Raw genomic sequence first — 18,632 nt, forward strand, 5'->3', positions numbered from 1 at the left:
GAAAGCGAGGAAGCAGTATGGCACCGTGGCTGCCACCCGAAGGGCTGGTCGGCGACTCGGCCCTCATTCGGGTGTCGCTCGGGATTCTAGGCCCCCGGCAATACCGCTGCCCGGCTCGTGACGCCATGGCCGCCCGCCCGAATCTGCGCTCCCCCGAACGGCCGCGCCGAAAGCGGGAACTTCTGGAGTCGTTCACGGCCGGGCCCTTCATGGCGGCCATGGACCTGATCGAGGACCACACTCGCACGGCCGATCAGGCGCTCGACGCGATCAACCGCAGGCCAGGCCGGCCGATCCATGACGGGATCATGCAGTGGACGGCTCATGCGGTGCACGGCTACAGAGCCGCGTTCGCAGCTGAGGGTGCTCACGACATGCACCCGATGCGAAACAGATGGACGTACAGCACCAGGCTGAGCGCGCCAGATGATCGAGGCGCCGAGCGCTACGAGATCAACGTGTGGGGACGCTGCTACGTCTCAAGCGACGGCACAACCCGAGAACTACGACTGATCACCAACCGACGCGATGCGCGGGTCAGAGCGGACGCCGAAGTTGCCGTAGCGGCCTTTGTCGTCGCCCACGGCCAACCCGGGACTCGCCCTGAACGCGTGCGAGTCGTCCAGTTCGCGATTCTCGAAGGCACGATCGACACGCTCTTCGATGACACCGTCGCTGCCGCCGCCGAGGCGTACCGCCTGCACGGCCGGACGGCCCTAGGCGCGATCGTCGACAGCAACGAATACCGGCCTGGCGCAACGTGTACGGACTGCCCATACACCACCGTCTGCCCTGCCCTTCCGAGGACGCCCGGACTGCTCGGCATCGGCAACCAAGCGCGCCCCCGCCGCAGTTGGTCGGCCACCAGCGCCCGGGCGTACCGGGCGTGCCCGGCCCGGGATTACCTGAAACAGCAGCGGCTACCTGTCGAGTCCTCGATCGAGCGGAACTCCGCCGCGGAGCGCGGGCGGGCCGTTCACGCGTTTCTCGAACAGCAACATCGCTCAACAGCGGCCCGGACCTGCAGCGGGGACATCCCATCAGCCTGGGTTCCCACACCATTTGACCTGTCGGAAGCGGACCGCGTCCTTGGCGCGACGCTGCTGCGGCATCACATGGAGGTCTGCCCCTTGCGCCACGCAACAGATGTACAGACCGAACCCGATCTCGTCTACGACGACACCGACGCCGACGTGGTTGTGTTGGCCAAACCCGACCTGCTGTACAAGGAGCACGGTGCCTGGGTATGGCGCGAGGTTAAAACCTCTGCCAACAGTCGCTTCTGGTCGAACGACGTGCTGATGGACTACCCCCAGCTGGCGCTCGGGATTGTGTTGGTTGCTCGCGGCGCACTCGGCCCGGGCCGCGGCCGAGTCGAGCTTGAGGTGCTCCGGCCGGACGGCGCCGACCTGAGGATGTTCGACCCGTTTACGGCCGGTATCCGCGAACGGGCTGAACGCGTCCTGTTGCAGCACGCTCAGGCCTGGCACGACGACGATCGCTTCTTGGCCATGCCCGGCCGCGAGTGTCACCGCTGCGAGGTCTCGCGCTGGTGTTCCGTCCGGTTCGAGACTGCCGGATGAACGAGGACGAGGGCACGCACCTGCTACAGGCACTCGCTCAGGCGGTGATCGAACTTCACAACGTGGGCCGTTCTGGGGTGATCTCGCTGCCGTACCCGGCGCACGTCCAGCGGATCATGGACCGTATCGTGCGACTGTGCCTCGACCTCGGTCAACGTCCGCCGAGCGGAGTGCCCGAGCTGATCAACTGGTGCACGCAACGAGGTCCGGGCGATTGGCCGTTCCCGGTACAGCCCGATCTTGTCCGGCCCGACTCGGTGCTTGTCGACCCGTTCTCGCGAACACCGAGCCGGACATGCTTCGAGCTTGCCGGAACGGCTGCGGACGCAGCCCGCGACCTGATCCGGCAGCTCATCGAGGCGGCCGACGCACCAAACTCGGGCCGCCGAGCCAGAGCGTTCCTCGTCGCGCACCCGGTCGTGGTCAACGGCCTCACACATCAGATTTCGGGCGGCATCGCGACCTGGCAGCGCGTCAGGCACCTATACCAGTTCGTTCCGCCCGCGCATCTTAAGGAGCGTCAGATCGCTGCCTGTCCGGTCTGCGGTCTTCCGAGCAAAATGGACCGGCTGAAGGTTGTCTGGTGCGAGGCCGGGCTATGCGATCGTGTCGAAGAACCTCTCCGGTATCCAGCCACCAACGGCATTCAGTTGCTCGACGAGAGGCTCCGGCTGTTCGTGACCCTCCCTGGCCGCATCGAGCTCCGTCTGGTTGAACACCTCAGAGCGATCGGCACTGACATCACGTTGACTGATGCGGTTGAGGGAGCATACCTGCTCGAGCGCCCGGTACTCGGCAAGCGCGTCGTCCACGTCGCCGATCGCATCGAACCCGCGCTTCTGGCAGTCGATGCTGCGCGGTGGCCCGACTCGCTCGTAGTGGTACCGCAACAGCTCTTCGATCGGGTGCCCCACTACCGGCAGCGGTTCACGAACGCGGCGAGCGCCGACGCCGACGTTGCTCTCGTCTCGGACGACGAACTGGTCGCCCTGGTCGGTGGAACTGAAACGGAGCTTGACCGTGCGTGACGTCGAAACGGTACTCAAGCCAGTGATCGATGCAATGTCCGACCGGTTCCCAGAGTCCCGGTCGGAGCTGCAGCGACTGTGCGAAATCGAGATCGGCCTACTAACCCAGCAAAGACTGATGCCCGACGCGGCAGTCGCCGACGCATGGCCGCTGTTCAGCGGCTACCCGTTCGCCCGTGCCTGGGGCGTGTCAGACGAACGGACGCTCCGCACCGCGCGATACGCCCTGTGGCCGTACAACCGATGGGCGGCCTGGGAGGAAATGCTGGATCTCTACCAGGACTTCGACCCTCGGCTGCGTCTCTTCGATGTATCGGACCATCAAGCACCCGCGGTTCCTCAGTCTCCGGCCATCGCTGCGAACCGGCTGACGCACTACGAAGTCCTGATCCGCGAGGCACCACCGTTCACCATGCGTCCGACGCCGCCGGCCGAGCCCGGACCCCACCGGTTTCAGGTCGGCCAGGCGGATCTCACCGTCATCCTGCCCGAACGGTCTGCCAGACCGCAGCATCCGCATGACCTCAATCTTGCTCCAGCACAAAGGGGTGCAGGTCTGACCTTCAGCCGGGACGATCTCGAGGCGACAGCGCGGGAGATGGATGAACGGAGATCCGAAGACTGGGTCGGACGGCTCCGGCGAACTGAGTTCCTGACCAGGAGCGACCGTACCTACCATGCCGACAGCACATTCTCCATCGAGCGTGTCCAGCATCTTCTCGGCATCGTCGGTGCCGGCAAGAGCACCATCCGCGACATCATCGCGATTCATCTCGCTCGGCACCGGATGCGGGTCACCGTGATCGTCGGCGACGTCGCGGAGGTGCTGAAACTGGTGGAGCTCTACAACCTGCACCTGGCTCCAGACCTCGGCGCAGACGCGGCCGCCCCCGTAATCGGAGCGTTCGGACGCGAGAAGCATGCCGAACGGCTCCATCGTCGCAAGGCGAGCCGAGGAGAACGGAATCTCTTGGCGCACAACGACCCTGGCTTCCGGTATCTGTCGACTTCGTGTGTGATCAACACGTTGCTACCCGACGACCGGGAACCGCTGGCCTACGGCGAAGCGCCCTGCAGCGCGCTGCACGCGGCCGCAGCAAATGGCCGTCGGGCCGGCTCGGCACAATGGGCAATCGGCAGGTCCGCCTGCCCGTACTGGTCGGAGTGCCCGCGACACCAAGGCGAACGCGCTCTCGTCGACGCGTACATCTGGGTCACGACGCCCGCAGGGTTGGTCCAAGCTGCTGTGCCGAGACCGCAGAACGCCGAGCGAGCTCGCTACCTCGAGCTGGCTTGCCGCCGAAGCGACCTGGTGATCGTCGACGAGGCCGACCGAGTACAGATGCAGCTGGACCAGATGTTCGCCCCGGCTGTCTCGCTTGTCGGCTCCGTCGGCAATCAATCCCTGCTCGATGATCTCAATACGCACCGCATTCGTGTTCTCGCTGCTGCTGGACGCCGGCAACTCTCCGACCGCGACGTTGCCAACTGGACTGCCGCCGTGAACGTGGTCGGCACGGCGACCGACCGGCTGTACACGATGCTGGTCGGTCAACCCGAACTGCGCCGGTGGGTGCAAATCGGATACTTCAACTCCTGGACCCTTCAGCTGCGCCTGATCGAGGGCCGTTACGGCAACTCGGACGACGACCGGGCTCACCTGCAGCGCGAGCTCACGCTGCGGCTGGACGCCTTCCGGGCGAACCCGCTCGACTCGGGCTCATCCCTCTCCCAACTGACGGCCGAGCTTCTGCACACCGGGCGGCCGCGCCAGACGCGCGCACGACTCCGCACAATCATGATCGACCTCTTCAACCTCAAACCCGTACTCGAGAGGAAGCGGCAGGAGTTCGACGCACGTCGTCCGCGTAAGAAGACTCAATCCCCCGCCGACTGGCTCGACGAGACGTGTCGCAAGTTCGAGTTCACGCTGCTCCTGGCCGTCCTGGAGCGCAAACTGTCCCTCGTCAACGCCATGTGGCCGCGAGTCCAGGCCGCCCTGAACCTGGACTTCAACCAGATGTATCGAGGCCCCGACGACTATCGGCCGATCGTGCCCGAATCCCCGATGGGCAACGTCGTCGGGTTCCAGTTCGTGCCGAATGGCCCCAACAGCGGACGCGTCCAGAGCGGCGAACTGCGCTTCTTTCGATGCATCGGTGTCGGGCGCGAGCTGCTGCGCGCGATTCCGCGCATCGCCGAGGTCGACAGCCATCCCCCAACGAATGTCCTGCTTATGTCAGGTAGCAGCTGGGCCGGCAAATCCAGCCGTTACCACATCCCGGTTCCGGTCGGCGTGATCCTGAAACCTCGGCCGGATCCCGAGGCCTCGCCGGAAGCCGACGCATCGGCCGGACAACGCCCCGGTATCGACGCCTCCGAGATGCGCATCGAGTTTGTCAGAGACCGTGGTGAAGCCCTGCGCATCTCTGGCCAGCCAGAAGGTCGGCGTGAAGAAATGCTCCGGCGCATCGCCCGGCGGCTCGGTGAGTCCGTGAACGGAGAGCCGAGCATCCTCGAACGCGAACTTGCCACTCTCCCTGAGGAGCGACAACGAATCCTGCTGCTGGTCGGCAGCTACGCGGAGACGACCGTTGTCGCCGACGAACTGCACCAGGCAAACATCCGTTGGCAGCAGCACCGTGTCATGCGGCTCGTGCCGGACTATGACGACACGGTCGAGATCGGTTTCGAGGACGGCGACCGGCATGCGGGCATCCTGCGGCGGGGTGACGTCGACAACCTGGCCGAAACACCAGCGTCTGTGCTGGTCGCACCGCTGCTCGCGGTCGAGCGTGGACACAACATTCTGAATCTCGACAACCAGGCGGCCATCGGTACCGCCTACTTTCTCGTCCGGCCGAATCCCAGGCCCGACGACATCATCCTCGCCGTACACGCCATCAACGACTGGATCGTCCGGGCCATCGATTCGGGCGAGTTCGACGGCTGGGTTCGGAGCAAGCCCGGGTTCGGTGAGGCGGCACGGGAGGTGCGTCGTCTGTCCCGCTCGAAGTGGTATAGCGTGCTCGCGCGATCGCTTGCTTGGAGTCGGCTCGGTGACGATCGCGACAGCATCACCTGGGACATGTTGGTCCTTATCTGGCAGGTCATAGGTCGGCTGGTGCGGGGAAACGTCGCCGCAAAAGTCGTGTTCGTCGACGCTGCTTTCGCGCCCCAGCTCGCCGAATTGCCGGCCGGTCGCGACACCAACGAGACGAGCCTGCTGCACAGCATGCTGCACGTCCTGCAGCCGTATTTCACGGATACATCCGACAAACCGATGGACGAGCGCTTCATCGTCGACGCCCTCTACAGGCCGCTCTGGCTCGCGCTCTCCGGCTGTGTCGAGCGGACGGTGGAAAGGAACTGAAGTGGTCAACAATCTGATTCGGCCGACGGCGTACGAGCTCGATCCCGACTTCGGCGTCTGGACGGAGAACTTTCACGTCATTGCCTTCTCCGAGGCATGGCGGACGAAGCTACTGAACCTCGATCGCCAGCGAAACCCGCATCGGGAACACCCGTTCACCCCACCGGTCAAGCAACTCAACTCGGCGCTGCGGGCCTTGGCCCCCGGGGTGGTCGCCACCGGGCGGCGGGCCGGAACCGATGTCGAGGCGCCATGGATCTACGCGCGTTCACCGGTTCCTGAGGCGGTCATCGCGCCGGTCGTCAGCGCGTGGATCCTCTCCGGGCATGATGACGAAGAGCGTGCGATCGAGGTGCTCGGCTCGATGTTCGATCAGGTCCCTAGGTGGGACGTCAAGCCGGTCGACTTCAGCGCTGCGGCGCCGTCGAGCGGGCCTACCGCTGATCCCGAACGCCGCCTCTACTCGCTCGTGCCAGAGATCCTCGCGGCGAGGATCGCCGACCGGACGTACCGCTCAGCCGGCCTTGACCGCGACATCCAGTTCCGGATGGTGGACCGGGAACAGGGTGCACGGCTCGTGTCCTGGCCGCCGCACCGGTTCTGGTCCAAGGGCCGCGACTGGTTCTACTCCGCGTCCATCGTCATCACGATGCAGACCGTGCCGTTTCGGCCGGGCTACCGGATTCACGTGGAGACCGGAATTCGGCGATGGACGACGAACTCGGTCGTCGACACGTTCGGGGGGCGGCACGCTCGCGTAGCGCTTGACGTGCCGATGCCGTGGCTCGACGCAAACGGCGAAAGGGCCGGGCGGCTCATCGAACACCAGGTCGGCTACCGCCGTGACCTTCGCAAGGTCGGATGGCTTCAGCGGAGCCCTGCCGACCTGTTGCCCGAGCTGGACATCATGCGGGTGTTCCCCGATCCGCAAGAAATCCTCCGCGAACCCAGGGCTTGGCTGGAGGGACGTCACAGCTCGATCGCCGCGGGTGTCGTCCACCGAAACGGGAACGGTCCGCACGAGGTCGAGGCCGGAATTTTCTCGGGCGAGCGGGCCATGTTGGATGCCTGGATCGAAGAGGGTTTCCGGCCGATGCTGCGTAGGGCCCCCAACCTGCGGCGTGCCGGCGAAAGCAACAAGCCAGCGCTGATGAGCAAAGCGTCCAAGACCGCGGAACCCGAGGTCCGAGTGGCCGCCGAGCGAGCTGCGGCGGCCGCGCGGCGCACGGCGTTGATTGCAGGTCTCAACGGTGACCCGCTCAACATCGACATCCTCTGGCAACTGCCTGAAACCCGCCGTCGGCTGATGACCGCGCTCGCCCAGGCCTTGGGCTTTCCTGCGCCAATCGAGCACCACCAGCATAACCAGGAATGGCAGTTCGGCGGCTTGCATCTCCGTATCCGCACAGCGGAGATCGGTCCTCTTGGCGGCGCGCTGGAGCCGCCCAAGCGGCCTGGCCTGACCGCAGCGGCCGCGCTCGGCGAGGCGGTTCAGGCCCGCCGCGTTGCCGTTAGCACGCGACTCGCGGCCGTTCACGACGGCATCGGTCTGGCTTTCGCCGAGATCAACGGCCGGACATGGTACGGGTCCGATGCCGATCCAAAGTTTGCACTTCGGCTCGGGCTCGCGGATACCGGCCGAGTCAGCAAGTTCCTTGTCGCGCCCGATCCGGCCGACAAGGAACTTGAAGAGAAGGCCCGCTGGACGATCTTGGACGGCCTGCGCCAGGTCGGCGCGATCACCATTCCGGAACGGCGGGTCAACTCATACGTGCCGAAGGACCTGCAGTACCTCGCGCTCTGGATCGTGCGTCGCCGCAGCGGCGGCCTCACGCGTGCGGCAGCCGCGCAACTCATTGCCGTGCGGGTACGACCCGGCGACGACGTCCACCCAGTGCGAGGCTGGGATCACGCACTCCAGGACTGGGTCCCGTACCCGCAGCTGCTGGTCGGTCTGGCGCGGAGTGTCAAGGTGGTCGAGGCGAATGAAGACGATCAACGTGCGCCCCGGGTTCGTCCGGCGCAAGAACAGCGCGACGACCTTGAGAGACGCATTCGCACCGTCCTCTTCGGCGTCCGGGACCGCCCGACACTGTTGCTCGGCAACGCCGCCAACCTGCGCAGTTCGTGGCAGTGGCTGCGCAACGGCTCGCTGCAGGCCGACCGGCTCGGATTCGGCGGCGACGAGGCGCAGCGCCTTGCGGTATACGGCCCCGACCTGCGCCTCGTGCTGATGCGGGATTCCGGCGGCCGGGGCGAGGTGCCGCAGTGGTACGCGCCGAGCGGCGGAGACGAAGCGGCCGGGCTGGCCGCGGGTCTGTGGTCGGAGGACGGAGCTCCACTCGACAACCGGGTCTTCGTCAGCGTCACCGACAAGTCCCACACCAACAAGAAGCCGAAGGGTGCGATGAAGCTCGGCCCGCACCCGGCCTGGCCGACGGCGCCGTCCTGGCCGGCGTCGAATCCGCAATATCTTGAGCTTGTTGTCCTTGGGTGCCTGTCGGAAAAGGCATTGGCAGATGCCGGGCGGGACGACGTTGAGCCAGACAAACCATCCAACTGGGCCGCACTGGCGCATCAGTTGCGCTTCCATGATGACTACATCCCGCTTGCACGGCCGCTGCCGATGCATCTGGCGAAGCTTGCCGAGGACTACGTGCTACCGGTCGTCGGCGAGGACGAATCATGAAACAGCCGCGTCGCTTAGGGCTGCACTGCGCAGTGGATGCCGGGGGCGGCAGGAAGAGATCGATCGTGCCCGTGCGGCCATGGACCAGCTGCTCGACGTCATCGACCGAATCATGATGCCGTCGGCCCGGTCGACCGCGAGCGCGTTCTGTACCGAGCCGATCGGAATCATGCAGGCGGAGGTCGACGCCGAACAACGGCATCACATTGAGTTCCAACCGGCCAATCACGCAGAGAGATTGGACGACAACGCATCGAAGGTAACCGTTATTGTCCGAATGGAGCGAATCATGAACTCTGGCAGAATCCTGGCCCGCCACCTAGATAGCGAGTTTTAGCAGCTCAGTGCCCACGGAACCAAAGATCACCCAGATCTACGAGGGCACGAACCAGGTCCAGCGCATCGTCATGGCCCGCCAGCTGCTGCAGGCCTGACCGATCGCGAGAGGCCGGCCCCGGCGCTCGGCGGCGCGACCGGAACCGGCCTCTGCGGTACTGCTACGACGACCATCTATCTATTGACGTCTTGTGTCAAGTCTGGAATTAACACTGGCGTTACAACCGGGCCGGACGGCCGCGCATCGACCGTGATGCGGATCGCGCCGCCGTGCTCGTCGGCCGCGTTCACCTGGGTGATTTCGGTCAGCCCGAGGTGAACCCGGGCTCACCGTGGGTGATCAGAGGCGGTCGCCCTGAAGCCGGCCTTACTCGTCGACGGCGTCCGGCGGCCAGGCGTGCCACGAGGTGATGTCGATGATCGCCGTGGTCCGCGGCCGCTCCCGGTTCGTGTAGGGCTTGCCGGTGTAGTGCCTGGCGATGCGGTCGATGTCCACGAAGTCCGGGTCGTCCTTGATCTCGGTGACGATGCCGGTGACGGAGACGTGGGTGTACCAGTTCTCCTTGTCGAGCACCGTCAGGCTGACGCGGGGCTCCTGGCGCAGATAGGCGAGGCGCTTGCGCCCGGCGTCCATGTTCACGACGATGTGGCCGTCCTCGAAGAGGTACCAGGTGGCCACGGAGACGGGCTGCCCGTCCTGGCGCACGGTCGCGATGACGGCCGGGTTGGGCTGGGCGAGCAGCCGCTGCAGAGACTCAGGAAGTGTCACGTCTCCCACCGTACGATCCCGTGGCCGGGCGCGGGCTGCAGTTCATGTCCTGCCGATCGCGCCGGCCGGCGACGGGCCCGGGTTCCGTGTGCCCCGCGAAGGCGGGGTCACCCTGCCGTAGCCAGGCCATCGCGCGGCACCCACACACGACTCGACATGACCGGCAGATCGGGCCTAGCCGATGCGGTCGCGGAGCCAGGCGATGAGCGCCGGGTATTCGGCGAGGATCCGGGCCACGGCCGCGGTGTCGTCGGGCCGCAGGAGCCGCTGCTCGGTGACGCAGGCCGCCTGGTCGGCCAGCAGCCGCTCGGCCTCGGCGTCGTTGCCGCTCGCGACGGCCCGGTTGCGCAGGCGCGCGTAGCAGGCGATCGCCTCCTCGACGGCTTCGAGCGCGGCGTCGTAGCGCGCGCTGTCCCGCCGGCTCCACTCGAACGACCCGACCCCGCCGACCGCCGAGTAATCGGACATCGATCCCCCTCACCGTCAACGCGACGCGGTCACTCTACCGCTACGCCACGGCTGCGTGGGGTCACCGATCGACGTTCGAAAAGCCCGACCTTTTCCGCCGCAGATCAGCGCACCTGACGGCGGGCGTTGATGATTCGCACGAGACGAATCAAGTGCGGCGCCACGACGAGGATCGTGCCCGCGAGGAGCAGCAGCAGGGTCACCGAGGCCACCCCGGCGACGACGACACCGCTCACCACGCGGGCCGGCTCGGCGCCGGGAACGGTCCGCGGGGGCGCGGCGGACGCGGAGCCGAACGCGAGCGCCGAGGCCACGGCGGCGCCGCCGACCAGGGCGCGCGCCGTCCACCGATGGAGCCTGCCGCCCTGGTGCGCCGTCATGCCGTACCCGCCCTCGTCCGCCCGAACCAACACCTCCGATAACGGAAGAAACAGACAAAGAGTTGCGCCGATCAGGCGATGCGGGCCCATTGGCCACGCTCGACCAGGTGCAGCACGAGCGCGGCGATGTTCCAGGCGTCGTCCGCGCCGTTGTGGTGCCGCCCCTCAAGGGGCAGGCCCGCCGTCCGCAGTGCGCCGGCCATGCCCTGCCTGCGCATGCCGTGGGCGTCGGCGAAGGCGACCTTCGCGTTGGTGTGGTCGCAGCCGAAGGGGTACCGCTGCCGCCCCTGACATTGCCGCTCGAACTGCTTGCGGTCGTAGTCGCCCCAGCTCGTCCAGGGCCGCGAGTCGCTGCGGTGCACGGTGCGCAGGCGCTCGCACGCCTCGGCGAACGAGAGCCCGGCCGCGGCCTCGTCGGGGGTGATGCCGGTCAGCTCGGTGCAGAACGCGCTGACGGCCGATCGGGCGGGCCGCACCATGATCCGGTCCCGGCCGACGCGCTCCCCCGCGTCGAGGTCCACGACGCAGACCCCGACCTCGATGATCTCGTTGACCTGTCCGGCGGGCGGCGGCCCGGCCCAGCACGTCGCCTCGACGTCGATCACATTGAGCAGCCGTCCCATGACCGCCGAGGGTAGGCGCGACCACCCCGGCCGCGCCTGCGGATTTTGCGGTGGCTCTACTCGGCGGCGGGCTCGATCAGGGACGCCGACAGCGCGGCGTCCTTCTCCGCGACCAGGGCCCGCAGGGACTCCTGGAAGTCGCGGACCTTGGCCAGCAGCTCCGGGTTCGCGGCGGCGAGGATGCGCACGGCGAGCAGACCCGCGTTGCGCGCGCCGCCGATGGACACGGTGGCGACCGGGATGCCGGCGGGCATCTGCACGATCGACATCAGGGAGTCGAGGCCGTCGAGATACTTCAGCGGCACCGGCACGCCGATCACCGGCAGCGGCGTGGCCGAGGCGACCATGCCCGGCAGGTGAGCGGCCCCGCCCGCGCCCGCGATGATGACCTTCAGGCCCCGGGCCACGGCCTCCCCCGCGTAGTCGAGCATCAGGTGCGGGGTCCGGTGCGCCGAGACGACGCGGACCTCGTAGCCGATGCCGAACTCGTCGAGGGCCTCGGCCGCGAGCCGCATGACCGGCCAGTCGGAGTCGCTGCCCATGATGACGCCGACCTCGATCACTGGCGCGCTCAATGCTGATACCCCTCCTCGAGAATGCGGGCGGCCTTGCGAGCCCGCCGACGGCAGTCTTCCAGGTCGTCGCCGAGCACCGTCACGTGCCCGATCTTGCGGCCGGGGCGGACCTGCTTGCCGTAGAGGTGGACCTTGGCCCCGGGCTCCTCGGCGAACAGGTGGTGCAGGCGCTCGTCGATGGACATCCCGCCCGGCTCGCCGCCGAGCACGTTGGCCATCACCACGGCCGGCGCGGTGAGGCGCGTGTCGCCCATCGGGTAGTCGAGCACGGCCCGCAGGTGCTGCTCGAACTGCGAGGTGCGCGCGCCCTCGATGGTCCAGTGCGCGGAGTTGTGCGGGCGCATCGCGAGCTCGTTGATGAGCAGGCGCCCGTCGGTCGTCTCGAACAGCTCGACGGCCAGCAGGCCGACCACGCCGAGCCCGGTCGCGATGTCGATGGCGAGCCGCTGGGCGGTGATCGCGAGGTCCTCGTCGAGGCCGGGGGCGGGCGCCAGCACCTCCACGCAGATCCCGCCCTCCTGGACGGTCTGCACGACCGGGTAGGCCGCGACCTGCCCGAGCGGCGAGCGCGCGACAACCGCGGCCAGCTCGCGCTTGAGCGGCACCAGCTCCTCGGCGATCACCTTGACGCCGGGCGGCACGTCGGCCATCGAGTGCGCGACGAACACGCCGCGCCCGTCGTAGCCGCCGGTCACCGTCTTCACGATCACCGGCCAGCCGACCTCGTCGCCGAAGGCCTGGACGTCGCCGTCGGTCCAGCGCGGCATCGGCAACCCGAGCGCGCCGAGGTGCTCGCGCATGGCCCGCTTGTTCTGGGCGAAGTGCAGCGCGTCGGCGCCCGGCAGCAGGGTGAAGCCCTCGCTCGCCAGCTGCCGGATCAGGTCGCCGGGCACGTGCTCGTGATCGAAGGTGACCACGTCGCAGCCCTTGGCGAACTCGCGCAGCGCGTCGATGTCGTCATGGCGGCCGATGCGCACGTCGGCGGCGACGAGTGCGGCGCCGTCGTCGGGCGAGACGGAGAGCACGCGCAGCGACTGGCCGAGGGCGATCGCCGCCTGGTGGGTCATCCGGGCCAGCTGGCCGCCGCCCACCATGCCGACGACGGGAAGTCCGGTTCGGGTGTCCATAGGCTGGCCAGCCTATCGTTTCGATTTTCGGGCTCGGAGCAGGGACGATATGTCGGGCGCTGGCGCGCCGCGACATATCGGATTTATACCCTGACGATAGAAATATCGCGTTCGTGACATTGTCCCGGATTGCACCGCGCGGCATTCGGGCATGTCCGACTTGCCCGAGAAGACCGCGCGGCGCAACTGGGAACGCAACCGTGGATCTAGACCGCCGGACCGCGCTTGCGCAGCTCGTCCACGGACTCCATGGCCTGCCGAAGCTCGGTCAGCCACGCGTCCGCGTGCTGCCCGACGAGCGCCACGCACCACGCGAGCGCCTCGGACCGCGACCGCGCCACGCCCGAGTCGACCAGCGTGTCGAGCACCTGCCGCTCGGCCTGGCGCAGGCGGGTCATCACCGGCGCCGAGTGCGTCGTGAACAGCTCCCGGGCCTCGCCGACCTGCACGCCCCAGGAGACCTTGCGGCGGTAGCGGCGCTCGAGCTGCTGGGCGATGCCGATCCGCTGGTCGCGGGTCGTCTCGCGGAAGCCCGCGATCCGGCCCTGCTCGGCGGCGGCCCGGTCGGCGTCGCTCGCGTCCTCGGGCAGGGAAGGCGCGCCGAGCCGGCCCACGATCAGGATCTCGTCGCGGTCGATGGTCACCTCGGCCGGACCTTGGAACCAGCTCTCCGGCAGCGCCCCGCCGATCCAGGCGGTGGCGTCGTCGGCGGGCGGGGGCTCGCTGCGCGGCCCACCGCCCCGCCCCCAGGGGGCGTCTCCTCGTCGCATCATCATGATTACACGATTACACCATTACAGGAGTTGGCCAACCATGGGCACTACGCTGCCAGCGGAAGACCGTGAAATGCTGATAAGTCCGAAATATCCGGTGAGGTACGAACCGGATATTTCGCGACCCGTCAGGCGAGCTTGGCGACCAGATCCTCCAGCGCGGTGACCGGTGCGTCGCACACGAACCCGCGGCAGACGTACGCCGTCGCCAGCCCGTCGCGCAGGGGCCGGTCCGACAGCAGCGGCACCCCGGGCTGATCGGGCGCGCCGGAGACCACCACGGCGCCGGGCGGGGCGTGCCACCACGCCGCCGCGACCAGCGGGTCCGACGGGTCGGCGGTGGCGATCGCGATCTCGAACGGCCCCGAGTGCAGCGCCTCCCCCGCGGCGCAGGCGTAGCCCGTGAACCGCCCGTGCGTGGCCGCCACGACGGAGACCGTCGCGAGGGCGCGCTCGGCCGCCTCGCGGTAGGTCGTGTCCGCCGTCAGCGCCGAGAACGTCACGAGGGCCGCGCACACCGCGGACAGCCCGGCCGGCGTGGCGTTGTCGGTGATGTCGGCCGGGCGGGCCACGAGCGCCTCGGCGTCGTCGGCGGTGTCGAAGAAGCCCCCGGAGTCCGGGTCGCGGAAGTGCTGGAGCGCCACGTCGAGCAGCTGCCGGGCCAGGTCGAGCCAGCGGCCGTCACCCGTCGCCTGGTGCACGGCGCAGAACGCCTCGGCGACCGCGCCGTAGTCCTCGAGCACGCCCGCCGGCTCACCCGCCACGCCGTCGCGGGAGACCCGGCGCAGGCGGCCGCCGACGAGATGCGTGCCGGCCAGGAACTCGGCGGTCTCGACGGCCAGCGCGATCGCGTCCGGGTCGCCGTACGCCTTGCCGAACTCGACCAGCCCCGTGATCGCCAGGCCGTTCCAGGCCGCGACCACCTTGCCGTCGCGGGCGGGCTGGGGCCGGGTCGTGCGGGCCGCCAGCAGCCGGGTGCGGATGTCGTGCCAGCGCTCGGCGTTGCCCGGGTCCTCGGGCAGCTGCAGCACCGACGAGCCGTGCTCGAAGGTGCCCTCCGGCGTGACCTGCAGCAGGTACCGCGCCCACGCCCCGTCGATCTCCCCGAGCACCTCGTCGAGCTGGGCCGGGGTCCAGACGTAGGTGAGGCCCTCCTCGCCGTCGGCGTCGGCGTCCAGCGCGGAGATGAAGCCGTGCCCGTCGTGCAGCTCCTGCGAGAGGAACGCGACGAGCTCGTGGGCGACCCGGCGGCCGGTCGCGCTGCCGGCGATGCGGTCGAGGTGCGTGTAGACCCGCAGCAGCATCGCGTTGTCGTAGAGCATCTTCTCGAAGTGCGGCACGGTCCAGGTGCCGTCGACGGCGTACCGCGCGAAGCCCCCGGCGAGCTGGTCGTACATGCCCCCGCGGGCCATCCGCTCGCAGGTGTGCCGGACCGCGTCGAGGATCGCGTCGTCCCGCGTGCGCTGGTAGTGCCGCAGGAGGAACAGCAGCGCCATGTGCGGCGGGAACTTGGGCGCGCCGCCGAAGCCGCCGTGCTGGGCGTCGTAGGACTTCATGAGCGAGGCCGCGGCGGCGCGCAGTACCGCATCGTCCATGGGGTTGGACGGCGGACGCTCCGCCACCTTGCGGATCGCCTCGACCACCGCGGCGCCCTGCTGCAGCACGCCCTCGCGCTGGTCGCGCCAGGCGGCGGCGACGGCCTGGACGAGGTTCGCGAACGCCTCGCGCGGGAAGTAGGTCCCGCAGTAGAAGGGCTCGCCGCCGGGCGTGGCGAACACCGTCATCGGCCAGCCGCCCTGGCCGCTCATCGCCTGGGTGGCGGTCATGTAGACGGCATCGACGTCGGGCCGCTCCTCGCGGTCGACCTTGATCGGCACGGTCAGCTCGTTGACGAGCTTGGCCACGCCCTCGTGCTCGAAGGACTCGTGGGCCATCACGTGACACCAGTGGCACGCCGCGTACCCGACCGAGATGAGCACGGGCACGTCGCGGCGGCGCGCCTCGGCGAACGCCTCGGGCGACCACTGCCACCAGTCGACCGGGTTGTCCTTGTGCTGCTGCAGGTAGGGCGAGGTCGCCCCGGCGAGACGGTTGGCCATGTGCGTCAGGCTACCCAGGCGGGTCGCGGACATGTACCGATCCGCCGGGCCGCTCGGCGCAGGCCGCTAGCGCCGGTCCGGGGCCCGCAGCACGAGCAGGTCGAGGGCGTCGACGACGGGCTGCGTCGGATCGGCGGCCCGCAGCCGGGCCAGGCCGCGCGCGTATTCGTCGTCGCCGATCAGCATGAGCGGGGTGTGGGCCGCCCGGTCGAAGGTGTCCACGATGTGGCCCAGGGTCGGCGCCGTGAGCTGGGGAACGGGTTCGAGGGCCAGGGCGGTGAAGCCGGCGGTGCCGAATCCGCGGGCAACGTCCAATGCGGACGGAAACCGCGTGGCCATCGCGGTCGCGGCCTCCGGGAAGTGCGTGAACAGCGAGATGCCGTCGGGGCGGCCCGCGAACGCCGAGCGGATCAGCACCAGGCCGCCGGGGCGCAGGACGCGGCGGATCTCGGCGGCCGCGGCGGGCAGGTCGGGGAGGTGGTGCACGACGGTGGAGAGCCAGACCGCGTCCACGTCGCCGTCCGGGAGCGGGATGCGCTCGGCGTCGCCACCGAGGATCGGCTCCGGCGCCATCGCGCGCATCGCGGCGGACGGCTCGATGCCGACGGGGGTCAGGCCGTACCACCGCCGGAACGCCGACATCCACTGCCCCGTGCCGGCCCCGAGGTCGAGCAGGCGCGTCTCGGCGGTGGGGCGCACATAGTGCGCGATGCGCTCGCGCCACCCGCGCAACGCGTCGTCGTCGAGGTGCCGTCCGGCGGCGAACGCGGCCGCGGCCCTGGTGTCGTAGTCGATGAGCGCCATGGAAACAGTCTGGACATCTCGCACCCCTCGTGCCACAGTTCTAGAACAGTCAACTGTTCTAGAACTGTGGAGGCTCACCATGACCGAGCTGCTCATGCGGCCGCGCCACTCCGCGATGACCGACCCGGGCGCGCGCGGGCGGTTCGGGGAGTACGGCGGGCGGTACGTGCCCGAGTCGCTCATCGGCGCCTGCCGCGAGGTCGAGGACGCGTTCCGGGAGGCGTGGGCCGACCCCGCGTTCCGCGGGCAGCTCGAGCGCCTGCTGGCCACCTACGCGGGCCGCCCGACCCCGCTCACACCCGCGCTGCGGCTCTCCGCCGAGCTCGGGCTGACGGTGCTGCTCAAGCGCGAGGACCTGACCCACACCGGCTCCCACAAGATCAACAATGTGCTCGGGCAGGCGCTGCTGGCGAAGCGGATGGGGCGGACGAAGCTCATCGCGGAGACCGGCGCCGGCCAGCACGGCGTGGCCACGGCGACCGCGGCGGCGCTGTTCGGCCTCGCCGCGACCGTCTACATGGGTGCGAAGGACATCGAGCGCCAGGAGCTCAACGTCTTCCGGATGCGCATGCTCGGCGCCGAGGTCGTGCCGGTGCACACCGGGGCCCGCACGCTCAAGGACGCGACCAGCGAGGCGATGCGCGCCTGGGTCGGCGAGGTCGCGACGGCGCACTACTGCATGGGCTCGGTGCTGGGCCCGGCGCCGTACCCGTGGATGGTCCGCGAGTTCCAGCGCGTCATCGGCGACGAGGCCCGGCGCCAGTGCGCGACCGAGCTGCGCTCGGCGGTGCCCGACTACGTGGTGGCCTGCGTGGGCGGCGGCTCGAACGCGGCCGGCACCTTCGCCGGCTTCGTCGACACGCCGGCCCGCCTGATCGGCGTCGAGGCCGACGGCGGCGCCGGTGCGAGCCGCGGGCGGCTCGGCGTCCTGCACGGCGTGCGCTCCCTGTTCCTGCAGGACGACGACGGGCAGGTGGCCGAAGCCCACTCCATCGCGGCCGGCCTGGACTACCCCGGCATCGGCCCCGAGCACGTCCACCTGCGCGACCTCGGCCGGGCCCGCTACGTCACCGTCTCCGACGAGGAGGTCGTGACCGCGTTCGGCCGGCTCGCCCGCACCGAGGGCATCGTCGCGGCCCTCGAGTCCGCGCACGCGCTGGCCTGGGTCATGCGCGGCGAGCTGCCCGAGGGCTCGACGGTGCTCGTCACCGTGTCGGGCCGCGGCGACAAGGACCTCGCGTCGCTGCGGGAGGCGTTGTGAAGCTGCTGATGCCGTACGTCACCGCCGGCGTGACGTCGTCGTGGACGGACTATCTGACGGCGTTCGCGGACGCCGGGGCCGACTACCTGGAGGTGGGCCTGCCGTTCTCGGATCCGACCCTGGACGGCCCGACGATCCAGGAGGCCACCGAGGCCGCGCTGTCCCGCGGCGCGACCCTGGATCGCATCCTGTCCGACCTTGCCGCGGTTTCCGTTTCGGTACCGCTGATCGCCTCCACCTACGCCAACCTCGTGATCCGCTCGGGCGCCGCGGCGTTCTGCGCCCGCCTGAAGGCGGCGGGCTTCACCGCCCTGATCGTGCCGGACCTGCCCCTGGAGGAGTGCGAGGAGGTGGCCGCCCACATCGACCTGGTCCTGCTGGCGTCCCCCGCGACTCCCGACGCCCGCCTGGCCGAGATCGGCCGGAGAAGCCGCCACTTCGTCTACGGCGTCACGGTCATGGGCACGACGGGCGAGCGGGCGTCGCTGGCCTCGTCGGCCGCCGACCTGGCCGCCCGCCTGAAGCCGCAGACCTCCCTGCCCGTCCTGCTCGGCTTCGGCATCTCGACACCGGCCCAGGCGGCGCAGGCCGCGTCCCTGGCGGACGGCGTGGTGGTGGGCGCGGCCCTGATGCGCCGAATCCTCGACGGCGCGAGCGCCTCCGAGGCGGGCGAGTACGTCCGCGCCTTGAGGGCGGCGATATCGTAGCGGCCTGCTCGCATCAGGCTTCACGCTTCAGGAGGAC

The 18,632-nt window shown here is 69.1% G+C and carries 16 protein-coding genes; 7 read left to right on the forward strand and 9 right to left on the reverse strand.

The features are described 5' to 3' along the window. Nucleotides 1–17: 17 nt before the first annotated feature. The 5 genes from ACQP2P_RS41995 (at nt 18) to ACQP2P_RS42015 (ending at nt 9,010) form a co-directional block, all read left to right on the forward strand. The gene (locus ACQP2P_RS41995; protein WP_433610691.1) at nt 18–1,583 is read left to right on the forward strand and encodes a PD-(D/E)XK nuclease family protein; all 1,566 of its coding nucleotides are present in this window, start codon (nt 18–20) and stop codon (nt 1,581–1,583) included. Further along, nucleotides 1,580–2,611, forward strand: a complete 1,032-nt coding sequence (locus ACQP2P_RS42000; protein ID WP_433610693.1) for a hypothetical protein — start codon at nt 1,580–1,582, stop codon at nt 2,609–2,611. Before ACQP2P_RS41995 ends, ACQP2P_RS42000 begins: the two co-directional genes overlap by 4 nt. Continuing rightward, nucleotides 2,604–5,984: a hypothetical protein gene (locus ACQP2P_RS42005; RefSeq protein WP_433610695.1), complete on the forward strand. Its 3,381-nt coding sequence runs from the start codon at nt 2,604–2,606 to the stop codon at nt 5,982–5,984. Before ACQP2P_RS42000 ends, ACQP2P_RS42005 begins: the two co-directional genes overlap by 8 nt. A gap of 1 nt (nt 5,985) precedes the next feature. Then, the gene (locus ACQP2P_RS42010; RefSeq protein WP_433610697.1) at nt 5,986–8,673 is read left to right on the forward strand and encodes a pPIWI_RE module domain-containing protein; all 2,688 of its coding nucleotides are present in this window, start codon (nt 5,986–5,988) and stop codon (nt 8,671–8,673) included. Nucleotides 8,674–8,752: 79 nt separating this feature from the next. Further along, entirely contained in the window at nt 8,753–9,010 is a 258-nt protein-coding gene (locus ACQP2P_RS42015; RefSeq protein WP_433610699.1) for a hypothetical protein, read from the forward strand. Nucleotides 9,011–9,376: 366 nt separating this feature from the next. Here the strand turns inward: ACQP2P_RS42015 and ACQP2P_RS42020 are convergent, their stop codons facing one another. From ACQP2P_RS42020 to ACQP2P_RS42060, 9 genes are all read right to left on the reverse strand, one after another. Then, on the reverse strand, nt 9,377–9,778 hold the full coding sequence (locus tag ACQP2P_RS42020) for a PPOX class F420-dependent oxidoreductase (RefSeq protein ID WP_433610701.1): 402 nt from the start codon (nt 9,776–9,778) through the stop codon (nt 9,377–9,379). Nucleotides 9,779–9,952: 174 nt separating this feature from the next. Beyond that, nucleotides 9,953–10,246, reverse strand: a complete 294-nt coding sequence (locus ACQP2P_RS42025) for a hypothetical protein (protein ID WP_433610703.1) — start codon at nt 10,244–10,246, stop codon at nt 9,953–9,955. A 104-nt stretch (nt 10,247–10,350) separates the two neighbouring features. Beyond that, complete coding sequence (locus ACQP2P_RS42030) at nt 10,351–10,659, reverse strand: hypothetical protein (protein WP_433610705.1); 309 nt, start codon at nt 10,657–10,659, stop codon at nt 10,351–10,353. Nucleotides 10,660–10,697: 38 nt separating this feature from the next. Then, complete coding sequence (locus ACQP2P_RS42035) at nt 10,698–11,249, reverse strand: exonuclease domain-containing protein (protein WP_433610707.1); 552 nt, start codon at nt 11,247–11,249, stop codon at nt 10,698–10,700. Between the two features lie 56 nt (nt 11,250–11,305). Further along, nucleotides 11,306–11,791 (reverse strand): 5-(carboxyamino)imidazole ribonucleotide mutase, encoded by a 486-nt coding sequence (purE, locus tag ACQP2P_RS42040; RefSeq protein WP_433090374.1) that lies wholly within the window; start codon nt 11,789–11,791, stop codon nt 11,306–11,308. Nucleotides 11,792–11,820: 29 nt separating this feature from the next. Then, entirely contained in the window at nt 11,821–12,951 is a 1,131-nt protein-coding gene (locus ACQP2P_RS42045; protein ID WP_433610709.1) for a 5-(carboxyamino)imidazole ribonucleotide synthase, read from the reverse strand. Nucleotides 12,952–13,157: 206 nt separating this feature from the next. Continuing rightward, nucleotides 13,158–13,727: a hypothetical protein gene (locus tag ACQP2P_RS42050; protein ID WP_433610711.1), complete on the reverse strand. Its 570-nt coding sequence runs from the start codon at nt 13,725–13,727 to the stop codon at nt 13,158–13,160. Nucleotides 13,728–13,852: 125 nt separating this feature from the next. After that, nucleotides 13,853–15,823: a thioredoxin domain-containing protein gene (locus ACQP2P_RS42055; protein WP_433610713.1), complete on the reverse strand. Its 1,971-nt coding sequence runs from the start codon at nt 15,821–15,823 to the stop codon at nt 13,853–13,855. A 66-nt stretch (nt 15,824–15,889) separates the two neighbouring features. Then, nucleotides 15,890–16,627 (reverse strand): class I SAM-dependent methyltransferase, encoded by a 738-nt coding sequence (locus tag ACQP2P_RS42060; protein WP_433610715.1) that lies wholly within the window; start codon nt 16,625–16,627, stop codon nt 15,890–15,892. A gap of 79 nt (nt 16,628–16,706) precedes the next feature. On the opposite strand from ACQP2P_RS42060, the gene trpB reads away from it, so the two are divergent. After that, on the forward strand, nt 16,707–17,888 hold the full coding sequence (trpB, locus tag ACQP2P_RS42065; RefSeq protein ID WP_433610716.1) for a tryptophan synthase subunit beta: 1,182 nt from the start codon (nt 16,707–16,709) through the stop codon (nt 17,886–17,888). After that, nucleotides 17,885–18,595: a tryptophan synthase subunit alpha gene (gene trpA, locus ACQP2P_RS42070; protein ID WP_433610718.1), complete on the forward strand. Its 711-nt coding sequence runs from the start codon at nt 17,885–17,887 to the stop codon at nt 18,593–18,595. The genes trpB and trpA overlap by 4 nt, the downstream gene beginning before the upstream one ends. Nucleotides 18,596–18,632 lie beyond the last annotated feature (37 nt).

Origin of the sequence: Dactylosporangium sp. CA-139114 (assembly GCF_050955725.1) — a bacterium.
GTDB lineage: Bacteria > Actinomycetota > Actinomycetes > Mycobacteriales > Micromonosporaceae > Dactylosporangium.